The sequence below is a fragment of the Paenibacillus sp. JJ-100 genome (assembly GCF_948329825.1).
Lineage (GTDB): Bacteria > Bacillota > Bacilli > Paenibacillales > Paenibacillaceae > Paenibacillus.
In genome coordinates, this window is the sequence record NZ_CAOJCM010000007.1 from 91909 (window position 1) to 105821 (window position 13913).

Consider the following 13913-nt stretch of genomic DNA (forward strand, 5'->3'; position numbering starts at 1 on the left):
TCGGTCATGATCAGAACCGTGCTTCTGGTAGAAGATGAAAGCCGCATTCGTGAGATAGTGGCCGATTATTTTATAAAAGAACAATGGAATGTCATTGAAGCCGAAAATGGGGTACAGGCGTTAGAGCAACTGGCTGTGCATCAGGTAGATCTGGTCATTCTGGATGTATTGATGCCTGAAATGGATGGATGGACATTATGCGGTCATATTCGTTCCACTTCCACCGTACCTATTATCATGCTCACGGCAAAGTCTGAGGATGATGATAAGATTCACGGGTTTCAATTAGGTGTGGATGATTATGTTACCAAACCGTTCAGTCCGCGAGTTCTGGTTGCTCGGGCTGAAACGTTGATGAAACGAGTAGAAGGTGCAATTGGAAGAGACCAAAGTGTGATTCGTTTTGGCGAACTTACGCTTGATCCTTGGGCTAGACGGCTGGAAAGAAGCGGGGCTGAAGTGGAGCTTGCACCCAAAGAATATGATCTGCTTCTCTACCTTGCTCGAAATGCGGATATCGTCTTATCCCGAGAAGCGATATTAAACCGGGTATGGGGATTTGATTTTGAAGGTGATTCTCGTGTGGTGGATACCCATATCAAAAAGCTACGCAGTAAACTGGGGGAAGAAGCGAAGTGCATTCGCACCGTCATTGGTACAGGATATCGTTTTGAGGCGGAAATATGAGAAGAAATGGCGTAACAATGAAACTGTTTCTGGTCATGGCCGGATTCCTGCTTTTGTTGTACGGAACAACAATGCTTGCCCAACTGATCTGGTTCCCCGATTTCTATCAGCATCAGAAAATTACGAGTATAAAAAAGAAATTGTCCAAGTTTGAAGAACACTATTCTGCGAATCACTGGAGTGATTTGCAGCTTGCCAAGGAAACAGGTAGTTTTATGCGTCAAAATCAGTCACATCTCGTCATTTTGACTAATACGGGTAAGCTGGTGGATGATCCATTCCATATTACACTTCTTCAAGAGAATGGCAAACGCGTGAAAGTATCCCTTTCTCTCTTTATAAATAGTGAGAACGCAGGCTGGATCAGGTCAAATCTGAAATTCGGGCAAAAGCTCACCGTGAAAGGTCCCTCCAGTGACTTGGATCAATCAGAACCTATGGTGTATCCATTTAAGATTCAGGATACGAATTCCACCGCATGGGGGACGGAGACATTTCAGGAATCGTTGCTTCCTGTGCAGGAATGGACCGGGGTATTAACGGAGGTTGTGCTTCCAGATCTTGCAACCTGGAGTCAGAGACAAGGATTGCTTGTCCAGGCTCTGGAGAGTCGATTCCCATTGTCAGAAGAAGACCATCAGACGTTGGCGAATGGGAAAATGATCAACGAAGAATGGACGGACAGCTGGAGCGGTGTTCGAAATGTGATTACTATTGTTCCGGTACAACGTGCCGGTGCGGAGCAACAGTTGATTTTCTCACTTACCTCGTTGCAGGAGATGCGAGAGGCGAATGAAGCTACTCGTTTATTCTATGGATACTTCGGTATGGGTGCATTTGTGCTGATTCTGTTGCTCACGTTGCTCTTGTCCCGCATTATAACTAAGCCGCTATTAACGTTGAATCACGTGGCCAAGAAGATGTCGACCCTTGATTTCACAGTGAAATCACCGATTCGACGCAAGGATGAGATCGGCAGTCTTTCTGACAGTTTGAATGCTCTGTCGGGTACACTTGGTCAGACCCTGGAGGAACTCAAGCAAGCCAATGAACAGATGCGTAAGGATATGGAACTGAAGCAGCAGATTGAACAACGACAGCGTAAATTTTTTGCGGATGCTTCTCATGAACTCAAGACGCCAATCAGTATTATTAAGGGATATTCTGAAGGGTTAAAAGACGGCGTGAGTGAAAACAAGCGAGAACGCTACATTGAAGTGATTGTAGACGAAGCCATCAAGATGGAGAAGATGGTCGAAGAAATGCTTGATCTCGTCCGACTTGAGTCTGCTGCGATTCAACTGAATACAGAAGCGATTGCTCTCGCGGACATGATCGAGGATATTGCTGGGCGTCTAGGGCCTCAGCTGAAAGATAAAGGACTTGAAGTAGTGCTTGTGTCCACAACGGAGCAGACCATTGAAGGAGACCGAAGCAAGCTGGAGCAAGTATTTTACAATATTATGATGAATGCTATACGTCATGCGATTCCGCAAACCGATATAATGATTGAGATTAGTAGGCACGACGGTTGTGTTCATGTCACCATTGAGAATAAAGGCGAACACATTGCGGAAGAAGAACGACAGTATATATGGGAGAGGTTCTACCGTGTAGAGCGCTCGCGCAATCGCAAAATGGGAGGGAATGGGCTCGGCCTGGCCATTGCGAAGCAGATTCTGGATCTGCACGGGTGCGGTTATGGGGTGGAGAATACACCGGGTGGCGTACGCTTTTACATTACATTTCCTAAAGCCTAGTATGAAAGGAAGTTAAATCTTATGAAGTCTTTACCATCCATTTTAACGTTGGGGAATTTGAGTTCGGGGATGCTTGCGGTCATTATGGCGATTCATGGGGAGTTTGCCTTGGCTGTGACAATGATATGGGTAGCGATGTTTTTTGATCTATTTGATGGATATGCGGCACGGAAGCTCCATTGCGAAGGAGAATTTGGCAAGGCGCTGGATTCACTAGCCGATGTGGTTTCCTTCGGTACGGCTCCTGTGCTGATTTTGTACCTCAATTCGATGACTGAGGTGGGCATGCTGGGTATGACTCTGACAGCACTGTTCCCAGTGTGCGGGGCTCTCCGTCTGGCGCGTTATAACTGTCAGAAAACATCAGTGAGTGGTTTTGTCGGTATGCCGATTACTTTTGCGGGTGGACTCATGTCCTTCTTCGCATTATGGAGCCCTTATTTTAATCATGCTGTAGCCTATCTTGTTATTGTTGTATTATCCGGTCTCATGGTGAGTCAAATCCGTTTCCCTTCACTGAAACAAATCTTGCCTTCTCATGAGAAGGATATCGTGGAACCGAAATAAGGAGCGAGTCAGTATGGAATTAGCTAAAGAAGTTATTAGTCAGTATGGATATTTTGCTATTTACGGATTACTCGCTCTTGGTGTTGTTGGAATGCCCATTCCGGATGAGGTGTTGATGACCTTTGTCGGTTATCTTGCCTCCATCTCGGTTCTGAATTATTGTGTGTCTATTGTTGTATGCTTTGGCGGGGCATTTACGGGAGGACTACTAAGTTATACGATCGGCAGAAAAGCGGGAAGGCCCCTTTTTAACAAATATGGCAAATGGATCGGTATAAATGCCAAACGATTCAGTAGGGTGGAGTCGTGGTTTATGAAATATGGATCGTGGTCTATTATCCTCGGTTACTTCATTCCAGGTGTTCGTAATCTGATGTGTTGTTTCTCGGGTATGAGTCGCATGGCGATGAGCAGATACATTCTTGTTTCAGGCATCGGCGCTTTTGTCTGGTGTGTTGTGTTTATCTCGATTGGGTTCTATGTGGGGGTATTAACCTAGAGGGGGACAACCTTCAAGCAGGCAATAAACTCAGGAAAACTGAATAATACAACTTGAAATTGAAGACCTCTTTGTTTGTAAGGTGGTCTTTTTTTGCTGTGTCTAGGAGATTAGAGCCAAATAGGAAAAACTATCATTCTAACTTTCTGATGTTCGCTTACAGTTATGTATACGAGAGTTGATCCGCCTGATGTCTGATATGCTAACGATCCCAGAGCATGACCGGCATGGGGCTCCCTGAGATCGTTAGTCAACATACAGACGCATTTATATATTCATTTTCATTTATCACATGTTTGTATAAACGTAGGTTTGATATTGTACGAGTTGATGTGAACGCACCTTCATCTCACCTGTTCTAATGGGACTCCTCAATGGCACGTTCTACACGCTGTTCTCCCTTTTTACGAGCAAAGGTGATTTTGAGCAGCGGCGGTGTGACCAGTGTGGTGACAATCACCATAATGACAACACTCGTAAAATACTCCTGATCAAGCAAGCCGGATGCTAGTCCGGTTGAGGCGATGATGAGGGCAACTTCCCCTCTGGAGATCATACCAGCGCCGATCGCAATAGAAGAGGAACGATCAAATCCGGTTAAGCGTGCACCAAGCCCTCCGCCAAGCATCTTGGTTATAATGGCAACGATGCTGATGACAACAATCAGTCCAAGCTGGGAGCCGACACCCTCAAAAGTGACATTCAGCCCGATGCTGACAAAGAATACCGGTACGAAAATGCTGTAAGCAATCGGCTCCACCTTATGCTCAACTTCTTGTTTGAAGTCTGTCTGAGATATAGCGATACCCGCGGCAAATGCACCGATGATGCCTGCAACACCCATCCACTCTGCAAAATAAGAGAATCCAAAGCAGATTATCAAACCTGCAGTTATAACGGTCTCCGTCACACGCAGAGGAGCCATCCATTTCATAATACGTGGTACGAGTAGCCAGCCTGCTGCAATGATAATGACAAAGAACAACAGCTTTTTACCAATCAGCAATCCGATGGAGACATCTCCGCCGCCTGTTCCGAGGACACTCATCATGATAGCGAGCAGCACTACGACCAGCACGTCATCCACAACAGCAGCTCCGAGAATGGTCGTACCTTCACGTGAACCGAGTTGATTCATATCTTTCAGCGTTTGCACCGAGATGCTGACTGATGTTGCACAGAATAATAGACCGAAGAACAGGGCATGAGTCTGCGACATACCGAAAGCAATAGCTGATCCATATCCTCCGATAAACGGTAAAATGATACCCCCGACAGCCACCGCGAAGGCGGATTTCCAGTTTTTCTTTAATTGGTCCAGGTCGGTTTCGAGACCTGCGATAAACATAAGCAATAAGACCCCGATCTCGGCCATATAATGCACAAAATCACTTTTGTCTACCCAGCCAAGCAGGGCAGGTCCAAGAATAACGCCCACGATGAGTTTCCCCAGTACCGAAGGCTGGCCTAATCTGACAGACAGATCACCGGCGAGTTTGGTAAAGATCAATATAAGGGCAAGAACTAACATGAATTCCACTGATGGTTTCTCCTCCTCTGATCGCGCATAACTTAGAATAACCATTTCAAGGGAAAGCATCCCCGCTTCAGCCTTAAAACAAACAAAAGGCATGAAACGATAACAGGTTACCGTTCCATGCCTGAAAAAGACAAAGAGGGGCCCTTGGTGACAGGCTCCTCCATAGTTCGACGCGTATGTAATTAAGTGCAACCATTATAACACAATCCGGGACTTGGGTAAAATCGCACTTGGATGAAGAGGCATGAAAAGTGCTTCAAACGGGCATTTATACGTAAAGACTGCTTTTTTTGTTCAGAGTGTTGTCACTTAACAGCCCTGAATTGCCGAGATATAATGATATAGAACACAGAAAGTAGGATATGAGGAGGATTTTTCATTGGCTAAAAAGGAAAGAGGGGATCTGAACATGTCATCTAATCAGACGACCCCAACCAGTAATAAAAATTTCGCAGGTATCATTATCACCATCTCCATTCTTGCTAACGTTATCATCTTATTGTTGTTTTTCGCACCGTCGATCGGTTACAAAGGTGATGTTACGTTCGACATTACAGTGCTGCCACGTTTTAATGCCGTATTTAACAGCTTTACCTTTATCTTCTTGCTTGCAGCTCTGATTGCGATCATCAAACGTAATGTTAAGTTGCACAAACGCTTTATTCTAGCGGCATTTTCAACCACGCTGTTGTTCCTGGTGACGTATCTGACGTTCCACTACCTCTCCCCGGAAACGTCTAAGTTTGGCGGCGAAGGCATCGTTCGTTCCATCTATTTCTTTATTCTGATCACGCACAGCATTTTGGCAGCGCTGATTGTACCACTGGCATTATTCACGCTAGTGTGGGGCTGGACCAACCAGTTGCAGAAGCACCGTAAAATTGCACGCTGGACCATGCCGATCTGGTTGTATGTCAGCTCTACGGGTGTAGTCGTGTATCTCATGATGGCACCGTATTATTAATGCACTTCAAAATGTAATTCATTAGATTAACAAAGTATGGGATGAATCATGTTTGAACAGAACGGCATTCACTAATGACGCATCTACTGTTGATGTATCAGTTTAAGGGATCAGCGGGTAATGTATCTAGTGAAGGAGGGTTCACGTGATGTACAGAATAGTGTTGATTCGCCATGGGCAGAGCATGTGGAACGTGGAAAACCGGTTCACCGGTTGGACAGACGTGGATCTGACCGAGGATGGATATGGAGAAGCACGTAAGGCTGGCAAAATCCTGAAAGAGCAAGGGTTTGATTTTGACTGCGCCTACGCTTCGGTACTTAAACGTTCCATTCGTACACTGGATATAGCACTCGATGAGATGGACCTGATGTGGATTCCGATTGAGAAAACGTGGAAGTTAAATGAGCGCCACTATGGTGCACTGCAAGGACTAAACAAGCAGGAGACCGCTGTGAAGTACGGTGAAGAGCAGGTCCATGAATGGAGACGCTCCATTCACGTCTCACCGCCCGCCCTAGATGAGAACGATGACAGATATGTTCAGGATCTGGACAAGTACAGACGTCTTGGATGTACCATTCCACGCACAGAGAATTTGATGGATACTTCCAAGCGGGTTCTCGAGTACTGGGAGGCAGAAATCAAACCAAAGGTGTCGGCTGGAAAAAGAGTGCTGATCTCTGCGCATGGCAATACGCTCCGTTCACTTGTCATGCATCTGGACCAGTTGTCCGAAGCAGACGTGATGGCGCTCAACATCCCGACAGGCATTCCGCTTGTCTATGAGTTGAACGAAGAGCTACACCCGACCGGTCATTTTTATCTGACCGCCGATGGCTCCACGTACCAACATGAAGAGATGAGACATGTAGCCAGACCAACCGATTGATGCACAGGGCAACAATCCCCGTCCTCATCCAAGCTGGTTGAGCTAATGAAGATCATACAAGCAGATACTTTTGAGCATAATAGCCAAGAGCTAGATGATTGTCGATGTCATTCGATGATCATCTTTTTTTAATCTGTCCTGATATCCTGGAGAGGGCTGGTGCCTGAAATGAGACATGTTATTTTCATAAAGTAAAGCCTGGATACCGTTTCGTTTGCTCTAAATCGGGTAAAACTCAAGCAAGACGCAATGTACATGAATCCATAAGGAGGAGAGTTACATGTCAAAACGTAAATTGCTCATAACGGCGATTGGAGCCGGCGTAACGTATCTGATGAGGAATAAACAGGCCCGAGATAAAGTGATCAACACCGTGTCGAATATGGTGAAAAAGAACGGTTCATCCGCTCGGACTGCCAGACCTCGTGTAGAAGTTAACAATAACGAGTGGAAGTATTGAGAACATTAAAGTTCATATAAGCATCATGTGGATAGCGAGAAGACCTGGGGCGATAGTTCCAGGTTTTTGTTTTGTAGACTGGGGTGAGCCAGGAGGGTCATAAGCGATTTTTGTGAAGAAGAATGATACAATGGATACTTGCAGAACGTATGGAGGGAGATGCACCTTATGAAACAAAATCGTTTGGGCACATCCGAATTAATGGTGGGTGAGATCGGATTGGGCTGTATGTCGCTTGGAACGGACAGGCAATCTGCTGTGAGACTGATTCATGAAGCGCTGGACCATGGTGTGAATTTGCTCGATACAGCGGATCTGTACGATGCAGGCCAGAATGAAGAGATCGTTGGACAAGCAATCCAAGGCCGCCGCGCTCAGGTCGTACTAGCTACCAAGGTAGGGAATCGTCGTATTGCTGGCAAAGAAGGCTGGTCGTGGGACCCATCCAAAGCTTATATCAAACAGGCTGTGCATGAAAGTCTCAAGCGGTTGCAGACGGATTACATTGATCTGTACCAGCTGCATGGAGGCACACTTGATGATCCAATGGAGGAGACGATTGAAGCATTCGAGGAGTTAAAGCAAGAGGGGCTCATTCGATATTATGGCATCTCCTCCATTCGCCCGAATGTCATTCGGCAATATGTAGAGAAGTCATCCATTGTAAGTGTTATGAATCAATACAGTGTGGTGGATCGCAGAGCCGAGGAGGAAGTATTACCTTTACTTGAGCAAAAAGAAATCAGTGTCATCGCTCGTGGTCCGGTTGCCAGTGGGGTACTGGCAGAATCGGGAACGGCGAAGGCGAACAAAGGATATTTGGATTATACGCCAGAACAGCTGAATCACATCCGCCAAGGGCTGGCTGAACTGGTCACGGAGGATCGCAGTATGGCACAGACAGCCATCCGGTATGCACTTGCACACCCGGCAGTCGCCGCAGTCGTGCCCGGGGCAAGTTCCAGTACGCAGTTGCTGCATAATATTGCCGCAGCAGCATCAACTCCACTCACGGCTGCCGAGATTCAAGCTATTCGAGAGCATAGCCCGGCTAACCGTTACACGCAGCATCGCTGAAAACGTCAGACCTATTTTCAAATGTAACTACATGAGGTACAATATAGTCAAGCAACAGCTACACAACCTTTACTAAGGAACAAGCTAAACAACATCACAACGAAGAATACTAAGGAGAGAGCCTACATGGAAAGAATACAAAGTGCGCAACAATACCAAGACCTGATTAACTCCGACGGTTTGACGGTCATTAAATTTGATACAACTTGGTGCCCGGACTGCAAAAATCTAGATCGTTTTATCGGAGATGTCATCGATCAGCATACGGATAAATCTTTTTATGCGCTGGATGCAGAAGAGTTCCAACCCTTTGCGGAGGAGAACGGTGTACGCGGAATTCCAAGCTTGCTCGTATTCCAGAACGGCAAAAAGCTTGCACATCTGCATAGCAAATGGGCGAAAACCCCTGCACAAATCTCCGAGTACCTGGAGACGCTTGAATCTAAAGTTTAAACAATAGCTATCTCATAATAGAAAATAGAACCCCTTAACTTGTTATCGAACAAGCTAAGGGGTTCTATTTCTTTGGACTTTGATAGTCTAATCGTGCATGTACATTGGGCATTCAATTATAAAGGCGGTCCTGCTTCCGTAGGGAAAGTGGAACCGCCTTTATGGGTTTGTTTTTCGACTTAATACAAGAACAGGACGATAAGGACATTACATCAAAATAATAAAAAATACAGCTGCCAGTACAAAGCGGTACACAGCAAAGACGGTCAAGCTCAATTTTTTCAAAATGGACAGGAATGTCTTAATGGCAAGCATGGCAACGATGAACGCAGCGATAAACCCGATCGCAAAGATGAGGAAATCACTGCTTTGCAGGTGATCCAGGCTTTTGTACAGATCATATCCCGTAGCGCCAATCATGATCGGCACAGATACAAGAAAAGTGAACTCTGCGGCTGCAACCCGGCTAACTCCGGCAAACAGACCGCCCGAGATGGTAGAGCCGGAACGGGAGAAGCCAGGCCACAACGCTAAAATCTGAAATACACCTACAGTTAACGCCTGTTTGTAAGTAATGTCGTCCACATCATGCGTTGTAATGCGGGAGCTTTTGGTGCTCCAACGTTCAGCTATGATCATCAATATACCACCAATTACAAGGCTGTACAGTACGGTTTGCGGACCAAACAAGTGTGCCTTGATCCAGTCACGGAACACAAGTCCGATGACGACAGCAGGAACCATTGCCAGAAAGATATGTCCCAGATTGAGACGGCGGGAATACGGCCTTTTGCCTCCAGTGAAACGAAACATATCGATGAATTTGTTCCAGTACAGTACAACAACAGCAAGTACTGCACCAAGCTGAACAACTACCTCAAACGTTTTGACTGACTCGTTGTCCTCTGATAAACCCAGCAAGTGAGCTGTCAGAATCATGTGTCCAGTCGATGACACGGGCAAAAACTCAGTCAAACCTTCGATGATGCCCATAATAATGGATGATATGAAGTCCAATTTTCTTCCTCCTTGATGTGCAGATGACAACCATAAGGCTTGTCCTGCAATGACGATGTTTGTTCTATGGAACAAAACTATCCTCTATTATGCTCACAAATGTCTCTCACTTCAACTCTATGCTTGTAACCTATGATTTAAAACTATATTGACAAAAACCGAGTTATCCCATAGGATATAAATCAACTGACTGACTGATCAATCGGGAGGGTTAAACGTATGGCTAAAACCAACGGTTTGGAACCGGGAGAAGAACGCCGGGATCAGATCATCCGCATAGCGATGGAACGATTCGCAACCCAGGGTTATCATCAAACCAAAATTTCGGATATTGTCCGTGAAGCCGGTGTAGCCCAAGGAACGTTTTACTGGCACTTCAAGAGCAAAGAGGCGATAGCTTCCGAGATTTTGTTAACGGGTAGAGAGCAGTTACTTGAATCTATAGGTCAAGGATATCGGAAGGATGCTGGCTCCGTTGAAGATATGGTGAAGGCAACCGAGAAGCTGTTTACGGACTTGTTTACTTTTGCCGCACAGAACCGGTATTTCATGGAGTTACTTCTTAAAGGGATTGTGACCGAGGAATCTGTTCAGCGACTGGTTGAAGAAACGCGTAATGCGGTGGAGATAGCGTTCCGTCACAACATGGAGCGCGCGATGGAACTGGGAATGCTTCCAGCGGATATGAATGTACCACTGCGTGCAGCATTACTTGTAAGCATGATTGAGGGTATGATCTCGCGCTGGTTATTCGGTTCTGATGCCTTGCACAGCCGTTTCCCCGAGATGAAAGCTGCTGAGCTGGCAGCCGAAGCAGCAAGCTTTGAGTTTTACGGCCTGCTCGGTACATAAAAATGACGGAAAGGCCGGTGTCGTTATTTTTCCAACAGAGAAAAGAGGCAGTACATTTATTCATTTCTTCACATGATTAAGCTAGTCACAGGGAATAATGGAATCACCAAGAGAACATAAGATGAATGAGAGGAAGTTAACGTCATGAATAACACATATGGAACTAAAATTCGCAAAGGGTGGTCTCTCACGGCTATTTTGCTGATGGTGGTGCTTGTAGTAAGTGCGTGCGGCAGCAAGCCAGCGGAGGAAAATGGTAACACGAACAATGCAGCACAGTCTGGTAGCAATGAGTTGGAGCAGATCCAATCAGCAGGTGTAATGAAAGTCGGCATGATGGGTACGTATCGTCCTTATAACTTCCTGAATGACCAGAAAGAAATGGACGGATTCGATGCGGATATCGCGCGTGAGGTGGCGAAGCGTCTCGGGGTTGAGGTTGAGTTTGTATCTCAGGAGTTCTCCGGTCTGACACCAAGTCTGCAAGCGAAAAAACTGGATGCGATTATCAGCCAGATGACGATAACGGATGATCGTAAGAAAGTGCTGGATTTTAGTGATCCGTACATTACGAACCAGGTTAAAATCATTGTCAGAGAAGAAAATAACGATATTACTAAGCTGGAAGATTTCAAAGGCAAAACGATTGGTGTAGGTTTGGGTACGAACGATGAGAGCTATTTGCGTAATGAAGTGTTGCCTCAAGTCGGAGATTTCACAATCAAAACGTACGATGATGTGATCTCATCCTTGAAGGATCTGAACGCAGGCCGAATCGATGCAACGATCAACAACTTGTATGCCCTGAAACCGATTGTAGATGCCAACGGATTCAAAATTAAAGCTGTAGGTGAAGCGATCAAAAGTGACCAGGCAGGTATCGCGGTGCGTAAGGATAACCCTGAGCTTGTCGCTGCACTGAACGATGCACTGAAAGGCATGAAGGATGACGGCACGTACAATACCATTTTCAAAAAATGGTTTGGTGAAGAGCCTGCGCAATAATGAACTGGCAAGGCGAAGGGAAGTTTGATCCATGGAACTGGTATTCGAGAACATCCCCTTCTTTCTGAAGGGGGCTTACTATACGCTCTATGTTACGGTGATCTCCATGTTTTTTGCCTTTATCATCGGGCTTTTTGTAGCCATTGCTAGACTTAAAGGGCCGATGTGGTTAAGGCTGATCGCCAGATTTTACGTATCCATCATGCGGGGAACCCCGCTGCTGGTGCAATTATTCGTTATCTATTACGGGCTTGTTGATTATGGCGTAACCTTAGGATCTCTAACGGCTGCTTGTCTTGGTCTTAGTCTGAACGCTGGAGCCTTCCTGTCGGAAACGTTCCGCGGTGCGATTCAAGCGGTGCCCAAAGGGCAGATGGAAGCGGCATACGCTACAGGGATGACTCCGGTACAGGCGATGAGACGTATCATTTTTCCACAGGCTGTTCGTATCGCCATTCCACCGATGGGTAATACCTTTATCGGCATGCTCAAGGAAACATCGTTGGTGGCTGCTATTGGCGTCACGGAGTTACTGCGTTCCGCACAGCTCCTGGTATCCCAGTATGCGCTGAACATGCCGTTCTATCTGGCCATCGGTGTGATTTACTGGATCATGAGCATCGGCTTCTCAGCCATTCTGGAACAAGTGGAGCGCCGGCTGGCCCGGGCTTACTAAGGGGGGAGAGAACCGATGATTACAACAACTGGACTGACCAAACGGTTCCAAAATCATGAAGTGCTGACCCATATTGATATGCATGTAGATGCGAGAGATATCGTTGTATTACTAGGTCCCAGCGGCTCAGGCAAAAGTACACTACTGCGCTGTCTCAACGGACTTGAACAATTATCCGGCGGACAGATTGAAGTGAACGGTGTTGTAGTGAACAGTGCAGATCCGCTGCGTGTTCAGCGTGCCCGCGTGATGGAGATTCGTCGCCAGACGGGGATGGTGTTCCAGCAGTTCAACCTGTATCCGCATAAGACCGTGCTTGGCAATATCATGGAAGGCCTTGTGACTGTGAAAAAAATAAAGCGGGACGAAGCCGCCGAACGTGGACGGCTTTTACTGGACCGTGTCGGTCTGTCGGATAAGCAGGATGCGTATCCCTCCCGTTTATCCGGCGGACAGCAGCAGCGCGTAGCTATTGCGAGGGCACTAGCGATGGAGCCAGAAGTGATGCTGTTTGACGAACCGACCTCAGCTCTCGACCCCGAACTGGTGGGAGAGGTGCTGTCAGTTATGAAAGAGCTGGCGCAAGAAGGTATGACAATGCTGGTTGTAACCCATGAACTGAAGTTTGCTCGTCATGTAGCTAACAAAATTGTTTTTATGGCGGATGGTACCATCGTGGAGACGGCAAGCCCGGAAGTCTTTTTCGAACATCCGGAACAAGAACGTACTCGCCAGTTCCTACGGCAGATTACCGAATTTTAGGCTACTTCTAAATAACTTTTGAACATTTTTTTACACTTTAACGGAGAGGACAGAAAAAGCCTGAAGAAGCGAAGCGTTCTGAAAGCTTTCTGAAAGAAAGCTACATCGGAAGCATACGCTTATCACCGGATTTTCCTTTTAAAGAAAGGGAATCAAAAAAATCTGGGGATAACAGCGATAGGAAGGCTATTCTGTCATCGAAGTGTATGTGTAAACATTTTAGAGAAAGAAGGATAACATCATGAATGTAACTACAGTATGGAAAGGCAAACGTGCGTTTACCTCCGAAGGACCTTCGGGATATGCAGTAGGCATGGATGCCACAGCGGCGTATGGCGGTGACAGCCAGGGAGCAACACCAATGGAACTGCTGCTAGCTGGACTTGGTGGTTGCATGGGGATCGACATTACCATGATCCTGGATGCCTTTCTGGACAAGATCGATTCGATTGAGATTGAAGCACAAGGCACACGTAGTGAAGAGATGCCCAAAGGTTTTACATCCATCGATCTGATATTTAAAGTAGATGGTGACATTCCGGATTATCGGATCTGGAAGGCCATTCAGATGGCAGAAGAGAAGTATTGCGCAGTTTCGGCATCACTGAGCGCAGACATTCATCCGAAGCTTATTTTGAATGGCGTAAGTACACCACGTCCTTAACATGAAGATTCACCTTGAGATCTAACAGCCTCATAAAC

Annotated in this window: 16 protein-coding genes; 14 read left to right on the forward strand and 2 right to left on the reverse strand. The window is 46.3% G+C overall.

Annotation, left to right across the window (positions count from 1 at the left end; translation table 11 throughout):
* Positions 1–6 precede the first annotated feature (6 nt).
* From PQG66_RS21260 to PQG66_RS21275, 4 genes are read left to right on the forward strand one after another with little or no spacing between them, the layout of a single operon-like run.
* Positions 7–687, forward strand: coding sequence for a response regulator transcription factor (locus PQG66_RS21260; RefSeq protein ID WP_272039822.1), 681 nt, complete (start codon positions 7–9; stop codon positions 685–687).
* A gap of 17 nt (positions 688–704) precedes the next feature.
* A complete protein-coding gene (locus tag PQG66_RS21265; protein WP_272039823.1) occupies positions 705–2447 on the forward strand; it encodes a sensor histidine kinase in 1743 nt (580 codons plus the stop codon).
* Between the two features lie 21 nt (positions 2448–2468).
* Positions 2469–3014: a CDP-diacylglycerol--serine O-phosphatidyltransferase gene (gene pssA / locus PQG66_RS21270; RefSeq protein ID WP_272039824.1), complete on the forward strand. Its 546-nt coding sequence runs from the start codon at positions 2469–2471 to the stop codon at positions 3012–3014.
* Between the two features lie 13 nt (positions 3015–3027).
* A complete protein-coding gene (locus PQG66_RS21275; protein ID WP_272039825.1) occupies positions 3028–3513 on the forward strand; it encodes a DedA family protein in 486 nt (161 codons plus the stop codon).
* 358 nt (positions 3514–3871) lie between these two features.
* Here the strand turns inward: PQG66_RS21275 and PQG66_RS21280 are convergent, their stop codons facing one another.
* Entirely contained in the window at positions 3872–5053 is a 1182-nt protein-coding gene (locus PQG66_RS21280) for a cation:proton antiporter (protein ID WP_272039826.1), read from the reverse strand.
* A 409-nt stretch (positions 5054–5462) separates the two neighbouring features.
* On the opposite strand from PQG66_RS21280, the gene PQG66_RS21285 reads away from it, so the two are divergent.
* From PQG66_RS21285 to PQG66_RS21305, 5 genes are all read left to right on the forward strand, one after another.
* A complete protein-coding gene (locus PQG66_RS21285) occupies positions 5463–6017 on the forward strand; it encodes a DUF420 domain-containing protein (protein ID WP_272039954.1) in 555 nt (184 codons plus the stop codon).
* 148 nt (positions 6018–6165) lie between these two features.
* Entirely contained in the window at positions 6166–6909 is a 744-nt protein-coding gene (gpmA, locus tag PQG66_RS21290) for a 2,3-diphosphoglycerate-dependent phosphoglycerate mutase (RefSeq protein ID WP_272039827.1), read from the forward strand.
* A 280-nt stretch (positions 6910–7189) separates the two neighbouring features.
* Complete coding sequence (locus PQG66_RS21295) at positions 7190–7369, forward strand: hypothetical protein (RefSeq protein ID WP_272039956.1); 180 nt, start codon at positions 7190–7192, stop codon at positions 7367–7369.
* A gap of 168 nt (positions 7370–7537) precedes the next feature.
* Positions 7538–8446, forward strand: coding sequence for an aldo/keto reductase (locus PQG66_RS21300; RefSeq protein WP_272039828.1), 909 nt, complete (start codon positions 7538–7540; stop codon positions 8444–8446).
* A gap of 126 nt (positions 8447–8572) precedes the next feature.
* Positions 8573–8899, forward strand: a complete 327-nt coding sequence (locus tag PQG66_RS21305; protein ID WP_272039829.1) for a thioredoxin family protein — start codon at positions 8573–8575, stop codon at positions 8897–8899.
* Between the two features lie 207 nt (positions 8900–9106).
* Here PQG66_RS21305 and bacA read toward each other — a convergent pair whose 3' ends face one another.
* A complete protein-coding gene (bacA, locus tag PQG66_RS21310) occupies positions 9107–9916 on the reverse strand; it encodes an undecaprenyl-diphosphate phosphatase (RefSeq protein WP_272039830.1) in 810 nt (269 codons plus the stop codon).
* A 219-nt stretch (positions 9917–10135) separates the two neighbouring features.
* Between bacA and PQG66_RS21315 the strand changes: the two genes are divergently transcribed.
* From PQG66_RS21315 to PQG66_RS21335, 5 genes are all read left to right on the forward strand, one after another.
* A complete protein-coding gene (locus PQG66_RS21315; RefSeq protein WP_272039831.1) occupies positions 10136–10768 on the forward strand; it encodes a TetR/AcrR family transcriptional regulator in 633 nt (210 codons plus the stop codon).
* Between the two features lie 144 nt (positions 10769–10912).
* Entirely contained in the window at positions 10913–11773 is an 861-nt protein-coding gene (locus PQG66_RS21320; protein WP_272039832.1) for a substrate-binding periplasmic protein, read from the forward strand.
* Between the two features lie 31 nt (positions 11774–11804).
* A complete protein-coding gene (locus tag PQG66_RS21325) occupies positions 11805–12449 on the forward strand; it encodes an amino acid ABC transporter permease (protein ID WP_272039833.1) in 645 nt (214 codons plus the stop codon).
* 15 nt (positions 12450–12464) lie between these two features.
* The gene (locus PQG66_RS21330; protein ID WP_272039834.1) at positions 12465–13211 is read left to right on the forward strand and encodes an amino acid ABC transporter ATP-binding protein; all 747 of its coding nucleotides are present in this window, start codon (positions 12465–12467) and stop codon (positions 13209–13211) included.
* A gap of 241 nt (positions 13212–13452) precedes the next feature.
* Positions 13453–13875: an OsmC family protein gene (locus tag PQG66_RS21335; protein ID WP_272039835.1), complete on the forward strand. Its 423-nt coding sequence runs from the start codon at positions 13453–13455 to the stop codon at positions 13873–13875.
* Positions 13876–13913: the final 38 nt, after the last annotated feature.

Bases quoted from the DNA above. Each gene is read 5' to 3' on its own strand.
- PQG66_RS21260 (WP_272039822.1), top strand. From the start codon at position 7: ATGATCAGAACCGTGCTTCTGGTAGAAGATGAAAGCCGCATTCGTGAG.
- PQG66_RS21265 (WP_272039823.1), top strand. From the start codon at position 705: ATGAAACTGTTTCTGGTCATGGCCGGATTCCTGCTTTTGTTGTACGGA.
- pssA (WP_272039824.1), top strand. From the start codon at position 2,469: ATGAAGTCTTTACCATCCATTTTAACGTTGGGGAATTTGAGTTCGGGG.
- PQG66_RS21275 (WP_272039825.1), top strand. From the start codon at position 3,028: ATGGAATTAGCTAAAGAAGTTATTAGTCAGTATGGATATTTTGCTATT.
- PQG66_RS21285 (WP_272039954.1), top strand. From the start codon at position 5,463: ATGTCATCTAATCAGACGACCCCAACCAGTAATAAAAATTTCGCAGGT.
- gpmA (WP_272039827.1), top strand. From the start codon at position 6,166: ATGTACAGAATAGTGTTGATTCGCCATGGGCAGAGCATGTGGAACGTG.
- PQG66_RS21295 (WP_272039956.1), top strand. From the start codon at position 7,190: ATGTCAAAACGTAAATTGCTCATAACGGCGATTGGAGCCGGCGTAACG.
- PQG66_RS21300 (WP_272039828.1), top strand. From the start codon at position 7,538: ATGAAACAAAATCGTTTGGGCACATCCGAATTAATGGTGGGTGAGATC.
- PQG66_RS21305 (WP_272039829.1), top strand. From the start codon at position 8,573: ATGGAAAGAATACAAAGTGCGCAACAATACCAAGACCTGATTAACTCC.
- PQG66_RS21315 (WP_272039831.1), top strand. From the start codon at position 10,136: ATGGCTAAAACCAACGGTTTGGAACCGGGAGAAGAACGCCGGGATCAG.
- PQG66_RS21320 (WP_272039832.1), top strand. From the start codon at position 10,913: ATGAATAACACATATGGAACTAAAATTCGCAAAGGGTGGTCTCTCACG.
- PQG66_RS21325 (WP_272039833.1), top strand. From the start codon at position 11,805: ATGGAACTGGTATTCGAGAACATCCCCTTCTTTCTGAAGGGGGCTTAC.
- PQG66_RS21330 (WP_272039834.1), top strand. From the start codon at position 12,465: ATGATTACAACAACTGGACTGACCAAACGGTTCCAAAATCATGAAGTG.
- PQG66_RS21335 (WP_272039835.1), top strand. From the start codon at position 13,453: ATGAATGTAACTACAGTATGGAAAGGCAAACGTGCGTTTACCTCCGAA.